The sequence below is a fragment of the Nitrosopumilus piranensis genome (genome assembly GCF_000875775.1).
Classification (GTDB): Archaea; Thermoproteota; Nitrososphaeria; order Nitrososphaerales; family Nitrosopumilaceae; genus Nitrosopumilus; species Nitrosopumilus piranensis.
The window spans coordinates 854,241-873,896 of the sequence record NZ_CP010868.1 but is presented as its reverse complement, the minus strand read 5'-3'; the positions used below and the strand labels follow the sequence as shown (position 1 = coordinate 873,896).

Genomic DNA, 19,656 nt, shown 5'->3' with positions numbered 1-19,656 from the left:
AAAAAGTAATCATAAATCTGAAAGCAGTCCTGAAAGAAAATCAGAAAACTCATCATCAGAAAAAATAATTTCTTCAACTTTATTTTTAGATTTTGCAAGTTTTACAGAATCCAAATGATAGCAAATCTCTTTTCCATTTAACTTCCCAAAATAAAATCCAGGACACGAACAGTAGAGACTATCAGGATCAACCCAGTGTTCTTCACCCTTTCCAACTACAGTCCAAATTCTCCTTTGACTAGGCTCAAAGACATGAAGTTTTACACGCTTTTCTGAAACCAAAGATTCAATTCTATCAGGGTCTTTGTTCACAAGGGTTTAATCAGATATCTGCAGTATAACTTTGATGCTGCAAACTAGAATCATTCCATCAAAACCTGCATTAATTTTAGATGGAGAAAAAAAGCATATAGTTGTAACAGACATGCATATTGGATTTGAAAGTAGTATGACATCAAATGAGATTTTCATTGGAAAAAATTCTACAATAAATGAAACAATCCAAGAATTGTCTCAGATTATCGATGCAGAAAAGCCGGATTCAGTAATTTTACTAGGAGATGTAAAATCAAGTATCAAAAGCATCTCAAAAAATGAATGGGAGGAAGTTCCACTGTTTTTTGAGAAAATTAGTCAAAAGTGTGATGTTGTGTTAGTTCCTGGAAATCATGATGCAAATATTTCAAGACTGATACCTCAAAATATTACTATGATTAGTTCAACTGGGATTGTTGAGGAAAATGTATTGCTGACTCATGGCCATACGATGCCATCAGAGAATTTCTCTCATATTGATAAAATTATCATGGGACATGTTCACCCAGTTTTCTTTCAAGAGGATTCCATAATAAATGGACAAAGAGTTTGGGTTTCAATGAAAATAGAAAAAGAGGAAATTTTTCCAAACAAGTCAGGGGAATTAGAAATTACAATAATTCCTTCATTTAACAAGTACTTTTATGCAACTCATAGAAAGAAATACAAAAAATCAATATCCCCAATAGTTGACAAGATAAAATCAGTAGGAAAAGCAAGAATTGTTACACTTGATGGGACAATTATTGGTAATGAATCAATTATTGATCAAGTTTTATGATTCAATTGGATCATATGGTTCTATAGGGTCTTTTGTTGTTTCATTGTTTTGCAACCACTCTAGTGTCTTAACAAAAGAATCTGCCAACTCAATAGTAGTTAGTACTGGAATTCCAAGCTCCAAAGCCTTTCTTCGAATTTGATATTCATCATCAAGCATTCCAACATATTTTTCCAAAGATAGTGTGCTTGGGATGTTTATGATAAAGTCAATCTTTTTCTCATAGAGCAAATCAGAAATGTTTGGTTTTCGTTCTGGCTCTGAAATTTTGTGTACTATCTCAACATCACCAACCTTTTCTTCAAAGAATTCTGCAGTGTGTTCTGTTGCTAAAATCTTGAATCCCAAGTGTTTGAGTTTTGCAATAGTTGGCAATAGTTTTTCCTTGTTTATAGCACCCCCAACAGTTACAAGTGCAGTTCCCTTGTCAGGGAGATTATATCCAACAGAAGTCAGCCCTTTTGATAATGCATCATAGAAGCTATCACCAAAGCATGCAGCCTCTCCTGTTGACTGCATCTCAACTCCTAATGCAATGTCTGCACCATCTAATTGCATAAATGAAAACTGTGGTACCTTGATTCCATAGTTGTGAATCTTTTGCCACTTGTTTTCAGGGATCTTAGGCAGGGGTTTGCCCAAAATAGCCTTAGATGCAAGAGAAATCAAGTTGGTTTTTACCAATTTTGAGACAAACGGCATAGAACGTGATGCCCTAATGTTTAGCTCAATTACATAAACGTGATTATCATGGATTAGAAATTGCAGGTTAAATGGACCTTTTACATTAAATGTTAATGCAATCTTTTTTGTATAATCATTAATTGTCTCAATAATTTTGTTGTTAAGACGCCATGGAGGAATACACATCATTGCATCACCAGAGTGAACACCAGCTGAATCAATGTGCTCAACTATTGCACCAATTACAACTTCTTTTCCATTACTTATTCCATCAACATCTACTTCAAGGGAATTTAGCATGAATTTTGATATTACAACTGGATGATCAGGGGAGACATCGGTTGCATCCTTGACATATGTTTTGAGTTCATCTTGAGACCATACAACTTTCATTGCAGCTCCAGATAAAACATATGAAGGTCTAACAATTACAGGGAATCCAACTTCTTGTGCAAAGTTTTTTGCTTCATTAAGATTTGAGAATGCTTGCCATTTTGGTTGCTGTATGTGTAGTTTGTCAAGCTCTGCACTAAACTTTGAGCGGTCTTCAGCTCTATCAACATCTATTGCACTTGTTCCCATAATGTTAATTCCATGTTGTGCAAGACCAGGAGTCAGATTATTTGCAGTCTGTCCACCAACACAAGTGATTACGCCTTTTGGATTTTCAAATTCTGTAATATCAAGAATTCTTTCTTGAGTTAATTCTTCAAAATATAATCTGGTACATATATCATAATCAGTTGAAACAGTCTCAGGATTACAGTTGACAACTGAAACATTTTTCTCACCATTTTCTTGCAACCCCCATACCATGTTGACTGTACCCCAATCAAATTCCACACTACTTCCAATTCTATATGGACCCGCACCAACTACTAGAATTCCTTTCTCATCAGGAGAAACTTCTACATCGTGAGAGTTTCCACCATAAGTTAGATAAAGATAGTTTGTAACTGCAGGCCACTCTGCTGCAAGGGTATCAATTTGCTTGACAGAGGGAATTACGCCTAGTTTTTTACGCATTTTACGCACTTCGTCAGGAGTTTTGTCCTTTACTCTAGCAATTTGCTTGTCTGAGAAACCCATCTTCTTTGCTTCCCACATCATAGATTCATCAAGTTCTGATTCTTTGAGTTTTGATTCTGTATTTGCAATATTTTGTATCTTTTCAATAAACCAAGGATCAATTGCAGACAGCTTATAGATCCTATCAACAGAGATTCCCATCTTCAGCGCAATTGCAACATTGTATAATATTTGATCATCATGGTGTGAAAGTTTATCTTCAATCTCTTCTTCAGTGTATGTTTTACCATTTACACGATTCAAAACCAATCCGTCATTTCCAATGTCAAGCATTCTGATTGCCTTTTGTAATGATTCTTCAAAGGTTCTGCCAACTGCCATTACTTCACCAACAGATTTCATTGTAACTCCAAGTTTTCTATTTACTAGTTCAAACTTTGAAAAATCCCATCGCGGATGTTTACATACAATATAATCAAGAGAGGGTTCAAAACATGCAGTCGTATTTTTTGTAATACGATTTACAAGTTCAGATAAATTGTAACCCAATCCAATCTTTGCAGACATGTATGCCAGTGGATACCCAGTTGCTTTACTTGCAAGAGCTGATGAACGTGAAAGACGTGGATTGATTTCAATTGCAACAAATCTATCAGAATCAGAATCCAATGCATATTGGATGTTACATTCACCAACTATTCCAACATGCTTTGTTGCACGTAATGCTGCAGAGCGCAACATGTGATATTCATGATTATCAATTGTCTGTGATGGTGCAACCACAATATTATCACCAGTGTGAACTTTCATTGAAAGGACATTTTCCATATTACAAACAATTACGTTATTGCCATCATAATCTTGCATTACCTCATATTCAATTTGTTTCCAATGACCAATGTATTCTTCAATTAAAACTTGACCCACCAGACTGGCCTTAAGACCACGCTCTACAATTTCATGCAGCTCAATCTCATTGTGGGCAATTCCACCACCACGCCCACCAAGTGTGTATGCTACTCTAATTATTACAGGATAAGATAATTCCTCTGCAATCTTTTTTGCATCCTCAAAGTTTGTTACAGTCTTACTTTTGAGTACAGGGACTCCTGCCTCTTTCATTTGATCTTTGAAAAGCTGCCTATCTTCAGTATTTTTGATGCCTTGTACCTGAGTTCCAAGAACACTTACATCGTATTTTTTGAGAATTCCAGCTTCCTCTAGCTTGACACCACAATTAAGAGCAGTCTGCCCCCCATATGCCAACATGATTCCGTCAGGTCTTTCCTTTTCAATTATTGATTCTACATACTTTGGAGTTACAGGTAAGAGATACACTTGGTCTGCAAATCTTGTATCTGTTTGAATTGTTGCAATGTTTGGATTAATCAATACACTTTTGATTCCATCTTCTTGAATTGCTTTAAGACATTGACTTCCAGAATAATCAAATTCACCGGCTTCTCCAATTTTGATAGCTCCACTTCCCAGTACAAGGATTTTCTTTAACGATTCATTTTTTGGCAACTATTCATTCCTCCATTAGTTCTTTTAATTCTTCAAAGACAAACTTGCAATCAAAGGGACCAGGAGCAGCTTCAGGATGAAACTGTACTGCAACACAATTTTGTTTTTTGTGTTTTATTCCTTCTACTGTTTTATCATCTGCATTTGTAAACCATAATTTAAAATCAGATTTTTCTAGGGATTCAGGTTTGATTCCATAACCGTGATTTTGACTAGTAACATATACCTGATTAGTTTCTAAATTAATACAAGGTTTGTTTTGTCCTCTATGACCATACTTTAGTTTGTAAGTTTCAGTGTTACCAGCAATTCCAATAATTTGTGCACCTAAACAAATTCCAAGTGTGGGAACATTGTTTTCAATTAATTTTTTGGCAGTATCAATTGTAGCAGGACATTTTTGAGGATCCCCAGGACCACTGCTTAAAACAACTCCTTTGGGGTTGTAAGACATTATTTTCTCATAAGGCGTATCCCATGGAACCACAATTGCTTTGTAGCCAAGGCTTCGGACATTTCGAATAATTGCATTTTTTGCACCAGTGTCAATTACAACTACAGACTCATTTCCATCTCCATAGATTTTCTCTTTCTTTGTAGAAACTTTATCCATAAATTGCTCAGAATTATAGTGAGTGGCAGAAGCCAATTCTTTTTTGACTTGTTCAACGTCAATTTCAGAATCAGATACTACAAGTGCTGCCATCATTACTCCGCTGCTTCGAAGTTTTTTTGTTATTGCACGTGTATCTATTCCAGAGATTCCAGGAACCTTTTCGTTGTACATCCATTCATCAAGAGTCATGGAGAGATTCCAATGACTTGCAGTAAGAGAGAGTTCATGTACAACAAGACCGCGAATTTGGATTCGTTCAGATTCAAAGAATTTTGGGATTCCATCATCATCAGTAATAGTTGGATCGGGAACTCCGTAATTTCCAACAAGAGGATAAGTCAAAGTTAAGATTTGACCATTGTATGAGGGATCAGTTAATGCTTCAGTATAGCCAACCATGCCAGTGTTAAAGACAATTTCACCAAAAACAGTCGTTGAATAACCAAATCCTACACCATCAAAAACAGTACCATCATCAAAGATCAGCTTTCCATGCTTGTTTGCGTGGATTGATTTCTTTGTAGTTATTGTGACCCTCGTAAAGTCCGCAAGAAAGTGAATTTAAGTTTTATGCGTAGTAAAGATAATAATTTTTGATCGCAAAAAGTTTGACTATAGTGCTTGGAACTCCTCGCTCCATTTGTGATATGCACGAATCATTTCAGTTGAAACACTTGGTTTTCTTCTTGCCATAATATCTTTGAAATCAGCAGTTGTAAGCTCTCTTGGTTGAACTGGTTCTTCTCCTTCTACTGGTTCATGGTAATCAGGTGCATTGAAAATCTCATGAACTGTTTTAATCTGGGCAGCTTGGCATATATCTTTGATATCACTGGCACTATATCCATCAAATAGTTTTGCCAGTTCAGTTGGATTAACTTTGTAGTCTTTGTTTAGTTTAGCAGTATATTGTTCAAAGAGATTTTCTCTTGCTGCCAGTGTTGGTAATGATACATAGATTCTCTTTTGGAATCTTCTAAGAAATGGCCAATCAAGACTCCAAGGTTTGTTTGTGGCACCAATTACATACATCATCAAATCTTTTCCTTTACCATTTACACCATCCATCTCAGTTAGGAATTGATTTTTGGTTCTAACTTCTCCACCAACTTCACTATTCCTTGAACCTAATAGGGAATCAACTTCATCTACAAACAAAATAACAGGCTTGCCTTCTTTTTCGGCATATTGTCTTGCCATTGAAAATAATTTTGAAACATTTTTCTCTGCCTCGCCTAACCACTTGCTCATCATAGAAGATGCATCGACATTGATAAAGTAACCATCCATTTCATTTGCAGTAGCAGCTGCAAGCATTGTTTTTCCTGTTCCAGGAGGACCATAAAGCAGCATTCCTTTTGGCCATCCAAGTGGAAATAAGTCAGGTCGTTTAGTTGGATATACGATTGATTCACGTAATGCACTTTTTGCATCATCTAAACCAATAACTTGGTCCCAAGTTACATCGGGTTTTTCTTTCATGATTAGTTCTTCAAAGTCATTCTCATTTTCTTGTCTCTGAACAGATTTCTTTTGTTCTTCATCAGAGGCTTTTGGATCAACTGCAGGCTCTACACCGTGTGCCTGCTGTAATGCATTAATTCTGTTATGATAAGAGTTGCATCTATCTTTGTAAATTGGATTTAGTTTACTATTAGGATATAATTGCAATAGTTTTACCAGTGCATCAATTGCCTGCTGATAATGAGTGATTGCCATTCCACGGGCACCTTGCGAATCAAATTTGATAGCCTCAGAGGCATATTTGCTAGCAGTGTTTTCTAGTTCTTGTGGGGCCATACTCATCTCAATTACCTACGCAGTATCCCTTTGAGAATTTTGTTGGTATCCTACTGTGTTAATCTCTGTAGCAAAATTGGTTAAATTAATTGCACTCGTTTCATGTTCATCATAGTCAGGCCCATCACGGTATTTTTTCTTAAAATCAGATTTTTCTGAGATATCAACATGAATGCCCTTAACCTTACTGATTGAATCCTCAGCAGACATAATCAATTCAGAAATCTCATCATCTAAATCCTCAATTGAGCCTGCGGCCTCAGAAATTACAGATACAAAATATTTGAGAATAGAGCGCATCTCTTTTTTGTCAGCATATTTGACTAACATGAAATCGGCAATTCCAACTATTTTATCCAAATCCTGCAATTCCTCTAGAGTTAATTTTTCAATATTTTTATCATCAGAAGACTTTACCTCAGAGATTTTCTTATCAAGTTTTGATGAAAGTGACTTTATGCGTTCTAGATCCTTTAAAAAATCTCGTTTAGAGTTTAGCACATTCAAGTATTAGATAATTTAAAAAAATCAACATTAGGATACTGCTTACTTATTTTAGAGTCCACCATCAATTTTACTTCATCTAGTAAAGTTGATGATTCAATGTTTGATTGACTAAAATCAAAGCTTGCATGAGTAAGTGCTGCTGAATCTAGCACTATACTACCCAAATGAACAGAAAGTTTGGATAGTTTTTGACTACAATCAGGAATTAGTTCATAGAGTTGAGCGCTAATTGTTCTAATTAGTGGAATGGATGAAGGCAAAACTTGAGGGATTGATTGGACGTTGGTGATACTTTTAGTCTTCTTTTTTGCAAGAGTCAAGACCTCAAGAGAGAATGCCATAATACGTTCAAGTTCAATTGATTGTAGATGAGTTTTATCAGTCTCATCAAAATCAAATATCAAATCCTTGTTTGATTGTTTCAAGTTATTCCTTTTTTGAGATATTACATCTACAATCTCATCAAGTAACAAAGTAGAGTATTCTAATCTAGGAGTTAAAGTAACAGAATGAGAGATATTTTCATTATCCATCTCCACACATTTGACTGACATGGAGTGTCTTTGATTAATTTTGTATATGAGGACGATGTCACAGGTAATTTAGTAACCACAGTTACACCTACCCGGAGATACAATTTTGATTTTTTTTGAGTATTTGTGTAAAGGAATTTAGCTCTCAATTTTACCTAATAACAAATCAATCATAATTATGGTCAATGAGCACTCATTAACAGTTAGCCTTGAAGAATTTGGTTTGAGCAAATATGAAGCCCAGGCATACGTAGCACTAATTGCCAAAGGCACTATTTCAGCAGGAGAATTGTCATATTATTCTGAGATTCCAAGAACCAAGATTTATCCAACTTTGCTAAAACTAGAAAACAAGAAGCTAGCAATAATTTCAAAAAGCAAGCCAATAATGTGTACTGCTATTGCCCCTGAAGACGCATTTGATGGAATTATCCACGAGCAAATCAACAAAGTAAATGCAATGAACACACTGGTCTCAAATCTTAAAAAAGCAAGTGAAGAAAGCAGGAAATCAAGAGGCTCAGAGGAGAAGAGATACTTTCACATTAGTGCAAACAATGCACTATCACAACTTCAAACTATGATTGAAGGAAGCAAGTCCTCAATCAAAATCATGGCAGATCAGTGGGGTTTTGGATTATTAGCAGAATGTAGAGAACAACTGGTATCAGTATTACGTAGAAACTTGGATGTCAAAGTACTGGTTGCTCCAACACAAATTTGCTCAGAATCATACAGAGCAATTCCAGACGGAGTAGAAATTAGAGCATCAGACATTACACAAAATTGTTTTGTCTTTGATGAAACAGAATTACTAATGATAAACAACGATAATGGAAAAGGCGCAGTGTTTTCATCAACAGATATTCTTGGAGTAAATCAAGAAAAATTATTTTCTCATATTTGGAGAAATTCTACAAAAACAAAAGCACTTGCAGATATGACAAAAACAGAAGCCCAAGAAATCTACAAAATTATAAAGACAGTAAACGAGTCAGGATTAACACACATACTAAATGCCACAATGTTGTCAAAAAAACCTGAATTTGATTTATTTAGATTATTAGAAAAGAACGGTGTGTCTTTAAAATCAAAATCACTTGATGATGTAATTGAGATAATTGATGCAGTATTACAAATCACATGTTCAGGGCATGTGAACTTTGAGGCAAATACAAAAAACATTACAGTAGAATCAAAGACAAATAGCGGACATTCTCTTCCATGGGTTTCAGTGTTGGATAGATGTCTACAAAAACAAGGCTACACAACTAGAACTATTTTCCAGAATAATTTAAGCAAAGGTGAAAAAGTCCACATCAAAATAAGTAAAAACTAGCATTCCAATCTCTTCCAAAATGTCACTAAATTCCATCATGAAATAATTTTCAGTTGTAAAAGTCTTAAACCAAATTACATATCCCTTCGAGGTGACTTCCAAATTAGTTCAAGTCCCTCATTATTTTATGCATAGGAAGAAATGAAGATACCGTTTTGGGGTTAAAAATTGACGCAGAAAGGCGGAATTTCAACGCAATAACCAGTCATAAAGAATCCAATCTTCCTGGATTTCAGCAATATCTGTAAAAATTTCTTGTATTTGTTGCTCAGAATATCCAGAGTTTTCGTCGATATAGATAACAAATCTATGTTCGGCATCAATTACAGTCTTAGACTGTCGCTCAAAATTAGGGGTCAATGATTCAAAATAATCTTCAAGAGTTTGCACTCTATAAAGGCAGAGTTCTTTAAGATCTTCGTTTTTTATTTGTGATTCCAGTTAAGCATCAGATAAATCAAGATCAGGTTCTAGTTCAATCACCCATCTTTCAGAATCTTCAAGCATATTGCTTACATTAATTGCTATAAGAACAAAAATTCCAAAAAGCACTAGTGGAATCGAGATGCCATAATTATTTTGTATTTAGTTTTCATTTTCTATCACAAATTGTTTTCGTAAAAGATGTTGTTTATGCAAATGCTAATCCTACGTTTATCAGTTTGAACGCAATATCAGACGACACACATATTGGAGAATTATCAACATACTTGAAAAGCAAATCATATCCAGTTTTGCAATAGTCGCCATCATGAATATTGTCTTGTGAAGTCACATCAATCTCAATGTCTGCTATTTGCGAAACAGAATCAATCTCAGAACCAACAGAAATGATTGCCTTGAAATTGCCAGTTTCATTTGGAATCCACGACAATCCAACATTAAGAGTCTGATCAGGATTTAATGAACCAGTCATCCATTTTGCAGGCTGAACAACATTGTTTGAAGCATTTTTTATTTCAACCACATATACAAAGTCCTGCAGGGTGTCATCGTAATTTGTAATGTCTGCAGAGACTTGCAGAACTTGATCAATCTTGATTTCATCGAATTTTTGGCCAATAGAGTTTACGATTCCAATGTCATCAAGACGTATTTCATCAGAGGTATTTTGTTCTAAGAAAGATACTTTGACAACAGGTGCAAGCGAATTCTCAGGAATTGTTTCTGACACTGTTTCAGATTCCAGATAATCCCAATCAACATAAAGATCAGAATTCTTTTCATGTCCCTTTACTACCTTTGATATAGCTTCTTTTAGTTCCAATTCAATTGCATGCAATGCGTTTAATTTTTCATCCAGTATTTTCTTTTCAACAATATCAAAATTGTTTCTTATTTCTGAAATTGCTTTTGTCAGATCCTTTTTGGAGATATCCTCACCATTCTTATAATCATTGATGAGATCATGCATCTTTTGTTTTGACAGCAACTGCTCATTTTCAAGTTTGTTATCGTATTTTGTCTCTAATTGCTTCTTTTCAAGGTCATATTCAGCGTTGAATTGCAAGATCTTTTGGTTTATAGCATATATCTCATCCTCAAGGATTTTTTTCTTGTCCTTATTTACGGCATATTCTGCAATCGTGTGTATTTCTGCAGTACCATTTTGCATCATTTCTTTGGAATCTGCCTCCAAAACACATCGATATTCTGAGGATAGAAGGTCATACACTACAGCATACCCGACATCACATTTTGTTTCGGGGTTTGTTTCTATACTTGATGCATAACCATTACTTGAAATGTTGTCATCATGAAATATTATTCCACTTACTTTGTTTTCAGCCCATTTTTTTGCAATAGACTCATCAATACAAGAGAATGTCTGAGATACAATTCGAGAAACCAATACAAAACCATCATCGCAAGAAGTGTCTGCATTGATTTGTGAATCAACTTTAGGAGATACGTAATCATCAGAATTTGCCAAAATATAATTTGGTTGTAATCTATAGTCGCCATAAAATTCAGATAGTTTTGACTTGGTTACAGATGACATGTGAATTTGGCCTGTAGAGTTGAATACCTGTTGTTCGTTATAGTCTGCAAGATTATGTTTGACATTAAATTGTGCATTCATTTCTATTAGTTCAATTCTTGGAGTAGACGCCATGCTATGATATGCCTTTTTAGCATCTTGTATAGTTCCTCCGTTCATTAGAACTTGATTCATTGCATTTCTTCCTGCAGTAACTTTTTGTTCTTTGAACTCAAACTGATCCCAAAAAACTCCTTGTACATAGTCAGGTTTTTTGTTCACAAAACTGTCAAATGCATTTCTGGATGAGTGTTTTTCCCATAGTCTTTCCCATTCTTGAAGATCTTGACTAAGGCGTTCAAGAGACATGTTGCGCATCTGTTCTAATTGCTCTTGTGCCTGATTTTGTTCATATTCTTTTTGCTGCAATTCCTCAATCATCTTTTTGGTTTGCTCTATTTTTTTGAGAAGATCTTGTGCGACTGGATCATTTTGTAGGTTTTCTGATAACGTGTTTTGCTCATCAATATTTGATATCTGTGCATATGCATAGTTTCCAGCAAACAAAAGTGTGACAGATACTGCAAATATTGTTGAAATGAGAAATTTTGTGTTTGCCGCATGTTGCATCTTGTGCCTGTTTTTCAAAACACGACCCATACACCCCATGTCATACTGTAGATAATAAAGATTAGGATACTAATCATTAGAATTATAATGAATAATATATTAACTAATATAGTTTTGATTAGTCAAATAGGCAAGGTCAGAGGTAAATGAAAACATTAGATCTAACAGATAGCATAGGGCTCATGATGAAACGATCTGCAAAATCGTGGGAGAGGGCAACAGATATTGAAATGACTGAACGATTTGGTCTGACTGGTGGAAAGTGGAAGACAATTACAGGACTTTCAATCAAAGAAGGAATTACGCAAAAACAGCTTGCAGATATGATGTTTGTAGAGGCACCAACATTGGTTCCAATTATTGACAAGTTAGAAAAAGAGGGATACATTGTACGTAAAACAGACCCCAATGACAGAAGAAATAACTTAGTTTTTCTAACTGACAAGGCCAAGAAAACAACAGATTCCATAATTGATTGCATATCTGAGATGAGAGATGTTGGACTAGAAAAGATATCTAAAAAAGATTTAGAGATTACAAAAAAGACATTGATGCAGATAAACGCAAATGCAGATGCATTCATTATCAAAAAAGGTGAAAAGACTGAACCGGATGTTTGGACAGACCCTCAGAACAAATCACAAAAAACTCTGGTAAAAGTATAATTTACAAAAAACATGTTCAAGAACTTTAAAATCAGAATTATCCCTAGAATAGACGCAAAAATTGGTTAATCAGAATGGTTCAATCTACGACGTTAAACCAAAGATAGGATGTCCTTTCTTCAATTTAACAACAGGAAGATAAGGATATCCGTGCTGAAAAATATCTGTGAATTGTGCTGGAACTCCTTTATGGCCCGAATATTTTATGAACGGCTTATCAGGTTCCTTGTCTAACTCCACATAATAAAAGCAGTAAACAGCCTCATCTAATTCTATTAGAGACATGTATCCGATGATCCATTTTTTGCGTCGTGGGAAACATAACAGAGTCACCTTTGGGTCATCAGGCCATTCAGGATCATATGTGAGTCTTGCAAGATTTCCCAAATCAAGTACTTTGGAGGTTTTGAATTTGCCAGAAATTTTTTTGTGCGACTTTATTGGAAATGGTAAAGAATCCAAATGAACAATTGGTGCATAGTTAGAATTTGATTGTATAGAATTGACAATTTTTGCTGTTTCCTTACCACCCTTTGGATCATATTCAACATATCTTCCTTTTTCATAATCAGTGTAAAACGCAAGAATTGAATTTGATAAAACTAACCTACAAGACAACACCATCTTGCCGTAAAGTTTGTGAGCATACACTCTCAAAGGATATTCTCTGAATGCACAAACAAATCGTGCAAAATCCAAAAAACTCACCACTTCAATAAAATGAATTTGTACCATCTATACAATCTTTAATTCTTATACTAATTTAGTTTGTAGTATCTTCGTAATCTTCATCAACATCCTCTTCATCAGAGATTGAATCTTGTTCTTCTAAGGGTTTTTTCTGTTCGGGAATGACATCTGGAATGATGTCTGGAATCAAATCTGCAAGTCCTTCTGCAGGTTCAGTTGGAATGAGCGTCAAAGTCGAATTAACATTGTCAAGTTTTCGTATTTGGTCAGAAATTATATTTTCAAGTTGTGATTTGTCGTCTGAGTCTATTCTTGCAACAATGTCATAAATTCCATATGTCCCTTGAACGTCAGTAATGTTCTTGATTTCATGTAATTTTTGTATAATTGATGGCTCTTTTCCAGGCTCACAATTAATCAAGACAAAAGCAGTATCCATGATTATAGATGGGTTTCATCAAATTTCTTCCTTGTGGTAATTTGAACTAAAATCATATAATTATCAAAATTAAACATGTGATGTGGTTTCAGGGACACAGCTAATGGAAAAATTTTTGTTTAAAATTGCAAAAAAATGGATTGCAGGAGATACAATTGATGATGCACTATCATCGGCCAAAGATGCGTATGGCATGGGCAGACATGCAATAATCAACAAGCTAGGAGAATACCACACCACAAAAAAACAAATTCAGGATTCAATTAACGACTATCAAAAAATTGCTAATTCATTTAAGAAATGGAATATTCGAGGAGCAATCTCCGTAAAACCCACACAGATAGGATTGTCAATTAGTCAGAAACGATGTTACAAAAGCTTGGAAGAGATTATTCAAAAAACAAGCGATGCTCATGTCTTTATTTGGTTGGATATGGAATCATCAGAGCATACAGATGAGACAATCGAGTTGTATAGTTCGTTTTTTTCAAAATATGAAAGATTGGGGATTGCTTTGCAAGCAAATCTTAAAAGAACAGAAGACGATCTAAATCATCTGATAAAGATTGGCGCAAAAATTCGTCTTGTAAAGGGTGCATACAGAGAAGAGTCAAGGATATCATATAAGACCAGAGAGGATGTCGATAAAAGATACACAAGACTGATGACAATTTTATTCAAAAAAGGAAACGAGTTTGCAATTGCATCACATGACAACAAAATCATAAAGAAAGCAAAGTCATTATCAAAAAAATATCCAAGAAAGTTTGAGTTTGAGTTTCTTAAAGGTATAAGAGAAGAAATCAAAGGGGATCTTGTAAAAAACGGATTTGTTGTTTCAGATTATATTCCATATGGAACAAATTGGTTTTCATATTCTATTAGAAGAATCAAAGAAAGAAAGAGAAACATATTGCTGCTTGGAAGTTCTTTAATTCAATCACAGTGAGTTTGGGTTTGAGTTCTCAAGAACTGCTGTAGATAATTTTCTCCTCCTGCACCTTTTCCAGTGGTTCCAGAGTTCTTCCAGCCTACAAAAGGCTGACTAGATACCAAGGCAGCCGTAGTTGCGCTGGCAGAACGATTTGCATATACAACACCTGAATGAATTTTTGAGAAAAATTCTTCTAGTTGGTTTTTATCTTCTGAAAAAATTCCTGCAGTTAATCCGTACTCTGACTTGTTTGCAAGCTTTATCGCATCATCAAAATTCTCATATCTTTGTACACACAAAAATGGCAAAAACAATTCTTCCTTCATCAGCTTGTGTCCCTCAGGCAATTTTTCAACTATAGTGGGCTGCACAAAATAACCATTTTCAAACAAGTCAGTTTTGATTAAAGAACCACCAGTTAGAATATGTCCATCAGTTTTAGCTATCTTAGAGGCATCTTCAAATTTTGATTTTGCATCTGAGTTAATTATAGGGCCAAGAAACACATCTTTTTCCCAAGGCATGCCAATCTTGATCTCTTTTGTTTTTTCAACTAACTTTTCAATGAATTTATCTGCAATCTCGTTTTGAACGTAAACTCTGGAACATGCACTGCATTTCTGTCCGCCATAACCAAATGCTGCATTCATAACACCATTAACTGCCTTTTCTAAATCAGCATTTTTCGTGACAATAGTAGGGTTTTTTCCTCCCATTTCAGAGATGAACGGTTTTGTTGTAGTCTTTGTAAATTCCTGAAATCCTCTCAACCCAACTTCTCTTGAACCAGTAAAAGCGATACCATCAACACTTTGGCTTTCAATCAAAGTTTTTCCAACTATACTTCCAGAACCAGTAACAAAATTAATTGCACCAGCAGGAATTTTTGAAAATAGGTATTTGGCAAAATAAAAAGAAGACAACGGAGTATCACTTGCGGGTTTTAAGACCACAGTATTTCCAGTAATCAATGCACCAGTACTCATACCAATTGCTATTGCAGAAGGGAAGTTAAATGGAGAAATAATTCCCCACACACCATAAGGCTTCATAATTACCTGAGTTTTTTCATTAGGGCTTGGATGATAGGTCTGTTTGCAAAAACCATCATTTTTTTCCATCTGATATGCGTAAAAGCGCATAAAGTCAATGGCTTCATCAACATCACCCATAGCCTCAATGCGATTCTTTCCGTTCTCAAAGGTCATAATCGAGGCCAAGAAGAATTTTTTTGAAGAAAAATAATCGGCACAATCTCTAAATGATTTAATTCGTTTTTGAAACGGCATGCCACTCCACTCTTCAAATGCGTTTTTTGCACTTGATATTGCATTATTTGTATCAGAGATGGAAGATTTTGGGAACTCAGCGATTTTGATTTGAGTGTTGGCAGGAGAGTTTACAGTAAAATTTTCATCAGAATATATTTCCTTACCATTGACAATAATTGGATATTTTTTTCCAAGTTCTTTTTTTGCGCCATCTAAAGATTTTTCAAATTTTTCATGAAATTCTTGGATAGAGTTTGTAGACACTGCCTTTCCCCAAGTGAATTCATTTTGAAATTCAATCATTGTTGTTTTCACCTGATGAAAAAAGAACTTCTGAAATGATTCTAGAAGCCAAGTGAGACGTTCTGTCTTTGACATCGTATTTTGGACAAACTTCCATAATGTCCATTCCTATGATTCCTTTTTCTGCAATTCTTTGCAGTAAATATACACAATCAACGCTGTTCAAACCCAGAGGTACAGGAACAGAAACTCCAGGTGCAAAAGAAGGATCAACACAATCCATGTCAAAAGAGACGTAAACATTTTTTCCCAATTTATCAATAACTGAATTGGCTATTTTTTCTAATCCCTGTATGTTAATATCAAAAGGTGTAATTACGTTAAAATTATTTTTTTTAATATTCATCAATTCCTCTTCTTCAGGAGTACGAATTCCTATTTGAATGCTGGATGCAATGTCAATATTTGGCAGTACATCAGTAATTACAGAGCCATAATAGTTTGTATGAGAACTAACAAAATCAGGATGTGCGTCAAAATACACAAGCGATATTTTTTCATTAGTTTTTGACAAGGATGTAATTATATCTAAAGTGATGGAGTGGTCACCTCCAATTGAAATCGGGATTTTTGATGAGGAGGAAATTTTTTCAAAAGTGTCTTTAATCTTGTTTCTTTCAATATCTCCAAGATCACATACTTTTTTTTCAGTTCCTCTAAACGGACGACCCAAGGATATTGTTCCATCTCGATCATACGAGTCTCGTAAGTTAGATATTTGCCGTATTTTTGATGGTGCTTCTTCGGTGCCTGTTCTTAATGAATGGGATTTGGATTCATCTGGAATCCCTACAATTACATAGCCAGCATCATCAAAGTTCTCAGTGTTTGCCCAGCAAATTTTTTCCATAATCTCTATACATATGCATAGAATTTGTAGTTTTTATCAAGATTTTTTCTCAAAATCAGGATGCCAACTAATCATCCTTTACGTAATGCTGCGGTAGACAAGCACCAGTAACACGATGGAGTTTACATGACAACGGATATTGTGTTGGCTCCTTAGTACTAGTATGCATTCACCACTAAAATAGGATTAGAAAAAACCTTAAAACATGTTTAAATTTTACAAATTATTTTAAAAAATTTAAAAAAATATTTAGTTTTCAATAACTCATTCTTAGATAGCAGAGAACACTAATCAAAAAATGTCGTTGTTAAAAACAACCAGATTAACCAAACAGGATGATCACTTTGAAATTGAGATTCCTCCCGAATATGTTGAAAAACTTGGATAAAGGAATGGGCTTGTTTTAGAGATAGACATCAAAGACTCTGAAACAGTCATAAAGAAATTACAGGGATTTTTATTGATGCAAAATGTTTGCAGGCATCTTGATTTAATGTTATGTATGACAACTAGTCCTCAACGTATATCTCTAACTTTTTGTGAGTTTTTTCATGTAAAAGTAATTTTTGACTATCTCCTTCAGACGAATCCCAAGTGAATTTACAATATTTGCAATGGTATGTCATTTATTTTTTCACATCCTTTTGGATTTCTTTTTTTAATTCTTCAAGAGTCTCGACATATTCCTTTTTCATAAGATTTTCAGGTTTTGTTTTATTGTTTTTGTTAATTTGTGGTTTCTTTGTTTGTTTTTTCATAATTCACATATAATGATTAATAGATAATTAAGGAATAATGTAGTTGATTCCGTTCCAAATCAAATCAATTTCATTTCTTTAGATTTTACTCAGTGTATATTATTAAAATGAAAACTAAACATACCCTGATAGTCAGTAAGTAAAAATTAAAATCAGACTAAAAAAACGCAACTAATATCTTGTCTGAAAAAAAACTCAAAGAACTAGGAATAGAGTTACCACAAGCCCCAGTACCTGCAGGAAATTATATCCCAGTAGTCAAGACAGGAAATTTACTTTTCATATCAGGGCAAATTCCATTAGAAAATGGCAAAGTAGCATACACTGGAAAGGTCTCAGATGATAATTTGGAGACTGCTCAGAAATCAGCTAAAAGTTGTGCAATAAACATACTAGCTCAAATCAAAAGAGAGACAGGAAGTTTGGACAAAGTATCTAGAATTGTAAGACTGTCAGGATTTGTCAATTCAATTCCAGAATTTTCCCAGCAACCAAAAGTTATCAACCCAGCATCAGACTTGATGTTTGAGGTCTTTGGAGAAAAGGGAAAGCATTCAAGAATTGCAGTAGGGGTTACTAGCTTACCACTTGATTCAATGACTGAAATTGACGCAATAGTTGAACTATCAGATTAGAATTCACAGATTCTGTTAGTAGTTCTTATATCAAATGAAAATGGTGAAACCCTAAGAGCATCCATGACATTAAAAAATTATATTTTTAAAAACTTGTGGTTGCAAGTTGTAATCTCTTTGCTGCTTGGATTAGGAGTAGGGTTGGTCTTAGGAGATGATGTTGGTGTTGGATTAGATGAGGATACTTTGAGTTCTCTTTCATCATATCTCAAAATTCCTGCCAACATATTTTTGAGTATAATTTTGATGATCATTGTTCCATTAATTTTTGCATCAATTGTAGTTGCCATTACCAATATAGGAGCAAAAGAAAAAATGAAAACATTAGGGTTAGGTATTGGAACATACTTTGTAATTACTACAACAATTTCAATACTTGTAGCAGTACTTCTTGCATCCATTATTGCTCCAGGAAGCATGCTTGATCTTACTTCACTTCAAGAAGCTCATGACATTTCAGAAGATGATCTTAAAGTCACAGAAGGTTTTTCATTTGAAGATATTCCAAATGCAGTATCCAACATAATTCCAAGAAATCCAATTTCTTCATATCTTGAAGGACAGATGTTTAGCATCTTGGTCATGGCAGTTATTGTAGGACTATCAATGGCAGTTCTTCCAAAGGAATCTACTAAATCATTGTTAGATTTACTAGAATCAATTCAAAAAATCACATTACACATTTTATTAATCTCCATGAAGATTGTACCGTTTGCAGTTTTTGGTTTGATCATTGGAATGGTAGCTACTGTAGGCATAGAGACAATGGTTGGGCTGGGGGTATACATGACCACAGTAATCCTAGGTCTTGGAATCATGTTATTAGTATACGCGTTTATCTTAAAGTTTGTAGCAAAAAGACCAATATTTTCTACATTCTCAAAATTCCGCAATCCACAAACTCTTGCCTTTTCAACAGCCAGTTCAATGGCTACAATGCCAGTTACACTAAAGACTGCAGAAGAGGATCTGAAAATAGATAACAGAGTTTCAAAATTTGTAATTCCACTTGGAACAACCATAAACATGGATGGTACTGCATTGTATCAAGTAATAGCAGTCTTCTTTTTGGCACAGCTTTTCGCAATAGAGTTGAGCATGATATCAATACTAGTGATTATCATAACCTCACTTTTAGCTTCTATTGGAACCCCCGCAGTACCAGGTGCAGGAGTAATTGTCTTATCAACAATACTAATTACAGTTGGCATTCCCCCAGTTGGGATCTTACTGTTACTTTCAGTAGATAGAATTTTGGACATGATTAGAACAATGATAAATGTTACAGGTGATCTTACTGCGTCTTGTGCGTTTGATGAAATAACTGGAGATAAAAATTGAGAATTTGGAAATTTTCTTAAATAGATTT

19 protein-coding genes are annotated in these 19,656 nt (G+C 34.7%); 6 read left to right on the top strand and 13 right to left on the bottom strand.

Going from position 1 to position 19,656, the window contains the following annotated elements:
• Window positions 1-9: 9 nt before the first annotated feature.
• Complete coding sequence (locus NPIRD3C_RS05090) at window positions 10-312, bottom strand: hypothetical protein (protein WP_148703128.1); 303 nt, start codon at window positions 310-312, stop codon at window positions 10-12.
• 34 nt (window positions 313-346) lie between these two features.
• Here NPIRD3C_RS05090 and NPIRD3C_RS05085 point away from each other — a divergent pair, with 34 nt between their 5' ends.
• Window positions 347-1,096, top strand: coding sequence for a metallophosphoesterase (locus NPIRD3C_RS05085; protein ID WP_148703127.1), 750 nt, complete (start codon window positions 347-349; stop codon window positions 1,094-1,096).
• On the opposite strand, the gene carB is transcribed toward NPIRD3C_RS05085, so the two are convergent.
• From carB to NPIRD3C_RS05060, 5 genes are all read right to left on the bottom strand, one after another.
• Window positions 1,091-4,336 (bottom strand): carbamoyl-phosphate synthase (glutamine-hydrolyzing) large subunit, encoded by a 3,246-nt coding sequence (gene carB / locus NPIRD3C_RS05080; protein ID WP_148703126.1) that lies wholly within the window; start codon window positions 4,334-4,336, stop codon window positions 1,091-1,093. The two genes, NPIRD3C_RS05085 and carB, sit on opposite strands and share 6 nt — an antisense overlap.
• A 4-nt stretch (window positions 4,337-4,340) precedes the next feature.
• A complete protein-coding gene (gene carA, locus NPIRD3C_RS05075; RefSeq protein WP_182127039.1) occupies window positions 4,341-5,462 on the bottom strand; it encodes a glutamine-hydrolyzing carbamoyl-phosphate synthase small subunit in 1,122 nt (373 codons plus the stop codon).
• A 102-nt stretch (window positions 5,463-5,564) separates the two neighbouring features.
• Window positions 5,565-6,758, bottom strand: a complete 1,194-nt coding sequence (locus NPIRD3C_RS05070; RefSeq protein WP_148703124.1) for an AAA family ATPase — start codon at window positions 6,756-6,758, stop codon at window positions 5,565-5,567.
• A 9-nt stretch (window positions 6,759-6,767) separates the two neighbouring features.
• Window positions 6,768-7,259, bottom strand: a complete 492-nt coding sequence (locus tag NPIRD3C_RS05065) for a hypothetical protein (protein ID WP_148703123.1) — start codon at window positions 7,257-7,259, stop codon at window positions 6,768-6,770.
• Window positions 7,256-7,813: a hypothetical protein gene (locus tag NPIRD3C_RS05060; protein WP_237087602.1), complete on the bottom strand. Its 558-nt coding sequence runs from the start codon at window positions 7,811-7,813 to the stop codon at window positions 7,256-7,258. Before NPIRD3C_RS05060 ends, NPIRD3C_RS05065 begins: the two co-directional genes overlap by 4 nt.
• A 157-nt stretch (window positions 7,814-7,970) precedes the next feature.
• On the opposite strand from NPIRD3C_RS05060, the gene NPIRD3C_RS05055 reads away from it, so the two are divergent.
• The gene (locus NPIRD3C_RS05055; protein WP_148703122.1) at window positions 7,971-9,131 is read left to right on the top strand and encodes a TrmB family transcriptional regulator; all 1,161 of its coding nucleotides are present in this window, start codon (window positions 7,971-7,973) and stop codon (window positions 9,129-9,131) included.
• 189 nt (window positions 9,132-9,320) lie between these two features.
• On the opposite strand, the gene NPIRD3C_RS05050 is transcribed toward NPIRD3C_RS05055, so the two are convergent.
• Complete coding sequence (locus NPIRD3C_RS05050; protein ID WP_148703121.1) at window positions 9,321-9,521, bottom strand: hypothetical protein; 201 nt, start codon at window positions 9,519-9,521, stop codon at window positions 9,321-9,323.
• Between the two features lie 241 nt (window positions 9,522-9,762).
• Window positions 9,763-11,772 (bottom strand): hypothetical protein, encoded by a 2,010-nt coding sequence (locus tag NPIRD3C_RS05045; RefSeq protein ID WP_148703120.1) that lies wholly within the window; start codon window positions 11,770-11,772, stop codon window positions 9,763-9,765.
• Window positions 11,773-11,924: 152 nt separating this feature from the next.
• On the opposite strand from NPIRD3C_RS05045, the gene NPIRD3C_RS05040 reads away from it, so the two are divergent.
• Window positions 11,925-12,407 (top strand): MarR family winged helix-turn-helix transcriptional regulator, encoded by a 483-nt coding sequence (locus tag NPIRD3C_RS05040; protein WP_160272871.1) that lies wholly within the window; start codon window positions 11,925-11,927, stop codon window positions 12,405-12,407.
• Window positions 12,408-12,491: 84 nt separating this feature from the next.
• On the opposite strand, the gene NPIRD3C_RS05035 is transcribed toward NPIRD3C_RS05040, so the two are convergent.
• On the bottom strand, window positions 12,492-13,115 hold the full coding sequence (locus NPIRD3C_RS05035; protein ID WP_237087750.1) for a hypothetical protein: 624 nt from the start codon (window positions 13,113-13,115) through the stop codon (window positions 12,492-12,494).
• 55 nt (window positions 13,116-13,170) lie between these two features.
• Window positions 13,171-13,536 (bottom strand): Lrp/AsnC ligand binding domain-containing protein, encoded by a 366-nt coding sequence (locus NPIRD3C_RS05030; protein ID WP_148703117.1) that lies wholly within the window; start codon window positions 13,534-13,536, stop codon window positions 13,171-13,173.
• A 103-nt stretch (window positions 13,537-13,639) separates the two neighbouring features.
• Here NPIRD3C_RS05030 and NPIRD3C_RS05025 point away from each other — a divergent pair, with 103 nt between their 5' ends.
• A complete protein-coding gene (locus NPIRD3C_RS05025) occupies window positions 13,640-14,485 on the top strand; it encodes a proline dehydrogenase family protein (RefSeq protein ID WP_148703116.1) in 846 nt (281 codons plus the stop codon).
• Here the strand turns inward: NPIRD3C_RS05025 and NPIRD3C_RS05020 are convergent.
• The 3 genes from NPIRD3C_RS05020 to NPIRD3C_RS10970 form a co-directional block, all read right to left on the bottom strand.
• A complete protein-coding gene (locus tag NPIRD3C_RS05020; RefSeq protein WP_148703115.1) occupies window positions 14,473-16,044 on the bottom strand; it encodes an aldehyde dehydrogenase family protein in 1,572 nt (523 codons plus the stop codon). The genes NPIRD3C_RS05025 and NPIRD3C_RS05020 overlap by 13 nt on opposite strands.
• Window positions 16,037-16,894 (bottom strand): agmatinase, encoded by an 858-nt coding sequence (speB, locus tag NPIRD3C_RS05015; protein ID WP_148703114.1) that lies wholly within the window; start codon window positions 16,892-16,894, stop codon window positions 16,037-16,039. The genes NPIRD3C_RS05020 and speB overlap by 8 nt, the downstream gene beginning before the upstream one ends.
• Window positions 16,895-17,520: 626 nt before the next feature.
• Complete coding sequence (locus tag NPIRD3C_RS10970) at window positions 17,521-17,652, bottom strand: hypothetical protein (RefSeq protein ID WP_255464671.1); 132 nt, start codon at window positions 17,650-17,652, stop codon at window positions 17,521-17,523.
• A 179-nt stretch (window positions 17,653-17,831) separates the two neighbouring features.
• On the opposite strand from NPIRD3C_RS10970, the gene NPIRD3C_RS05010 reads away from it, so the two are divergent.
• Both NPIRD3C_RS05010 and NPIRD3C_RS05005 read left to right on the top strand, forming a co-directional pair.
• Entirely contained in the window at window positions 17,832-18,287 is a 456-nt protein-coding gene (locus tag NPIRD3C_RS05010) for a RidA family protein (protein WP_148703113.1), read from the top strand.
• Window positions 18,288-18,350: 63 nt separating this feature from the next.
• Window positions 18,351-19,628 (top strand): dicarboxylate/amino acid:cation symporter, encoded by a 1,278-nt coding sequence (locus tag NPIRD3C_RS05005; RefSeq protein WP_148703112.1) that lies wholly within the window; start codon window positions 18,351-18,353, stop codon window positions 19,626-19,628.
• Window positions 19,629-19,656: the final 28 nt, after the last annotated feature.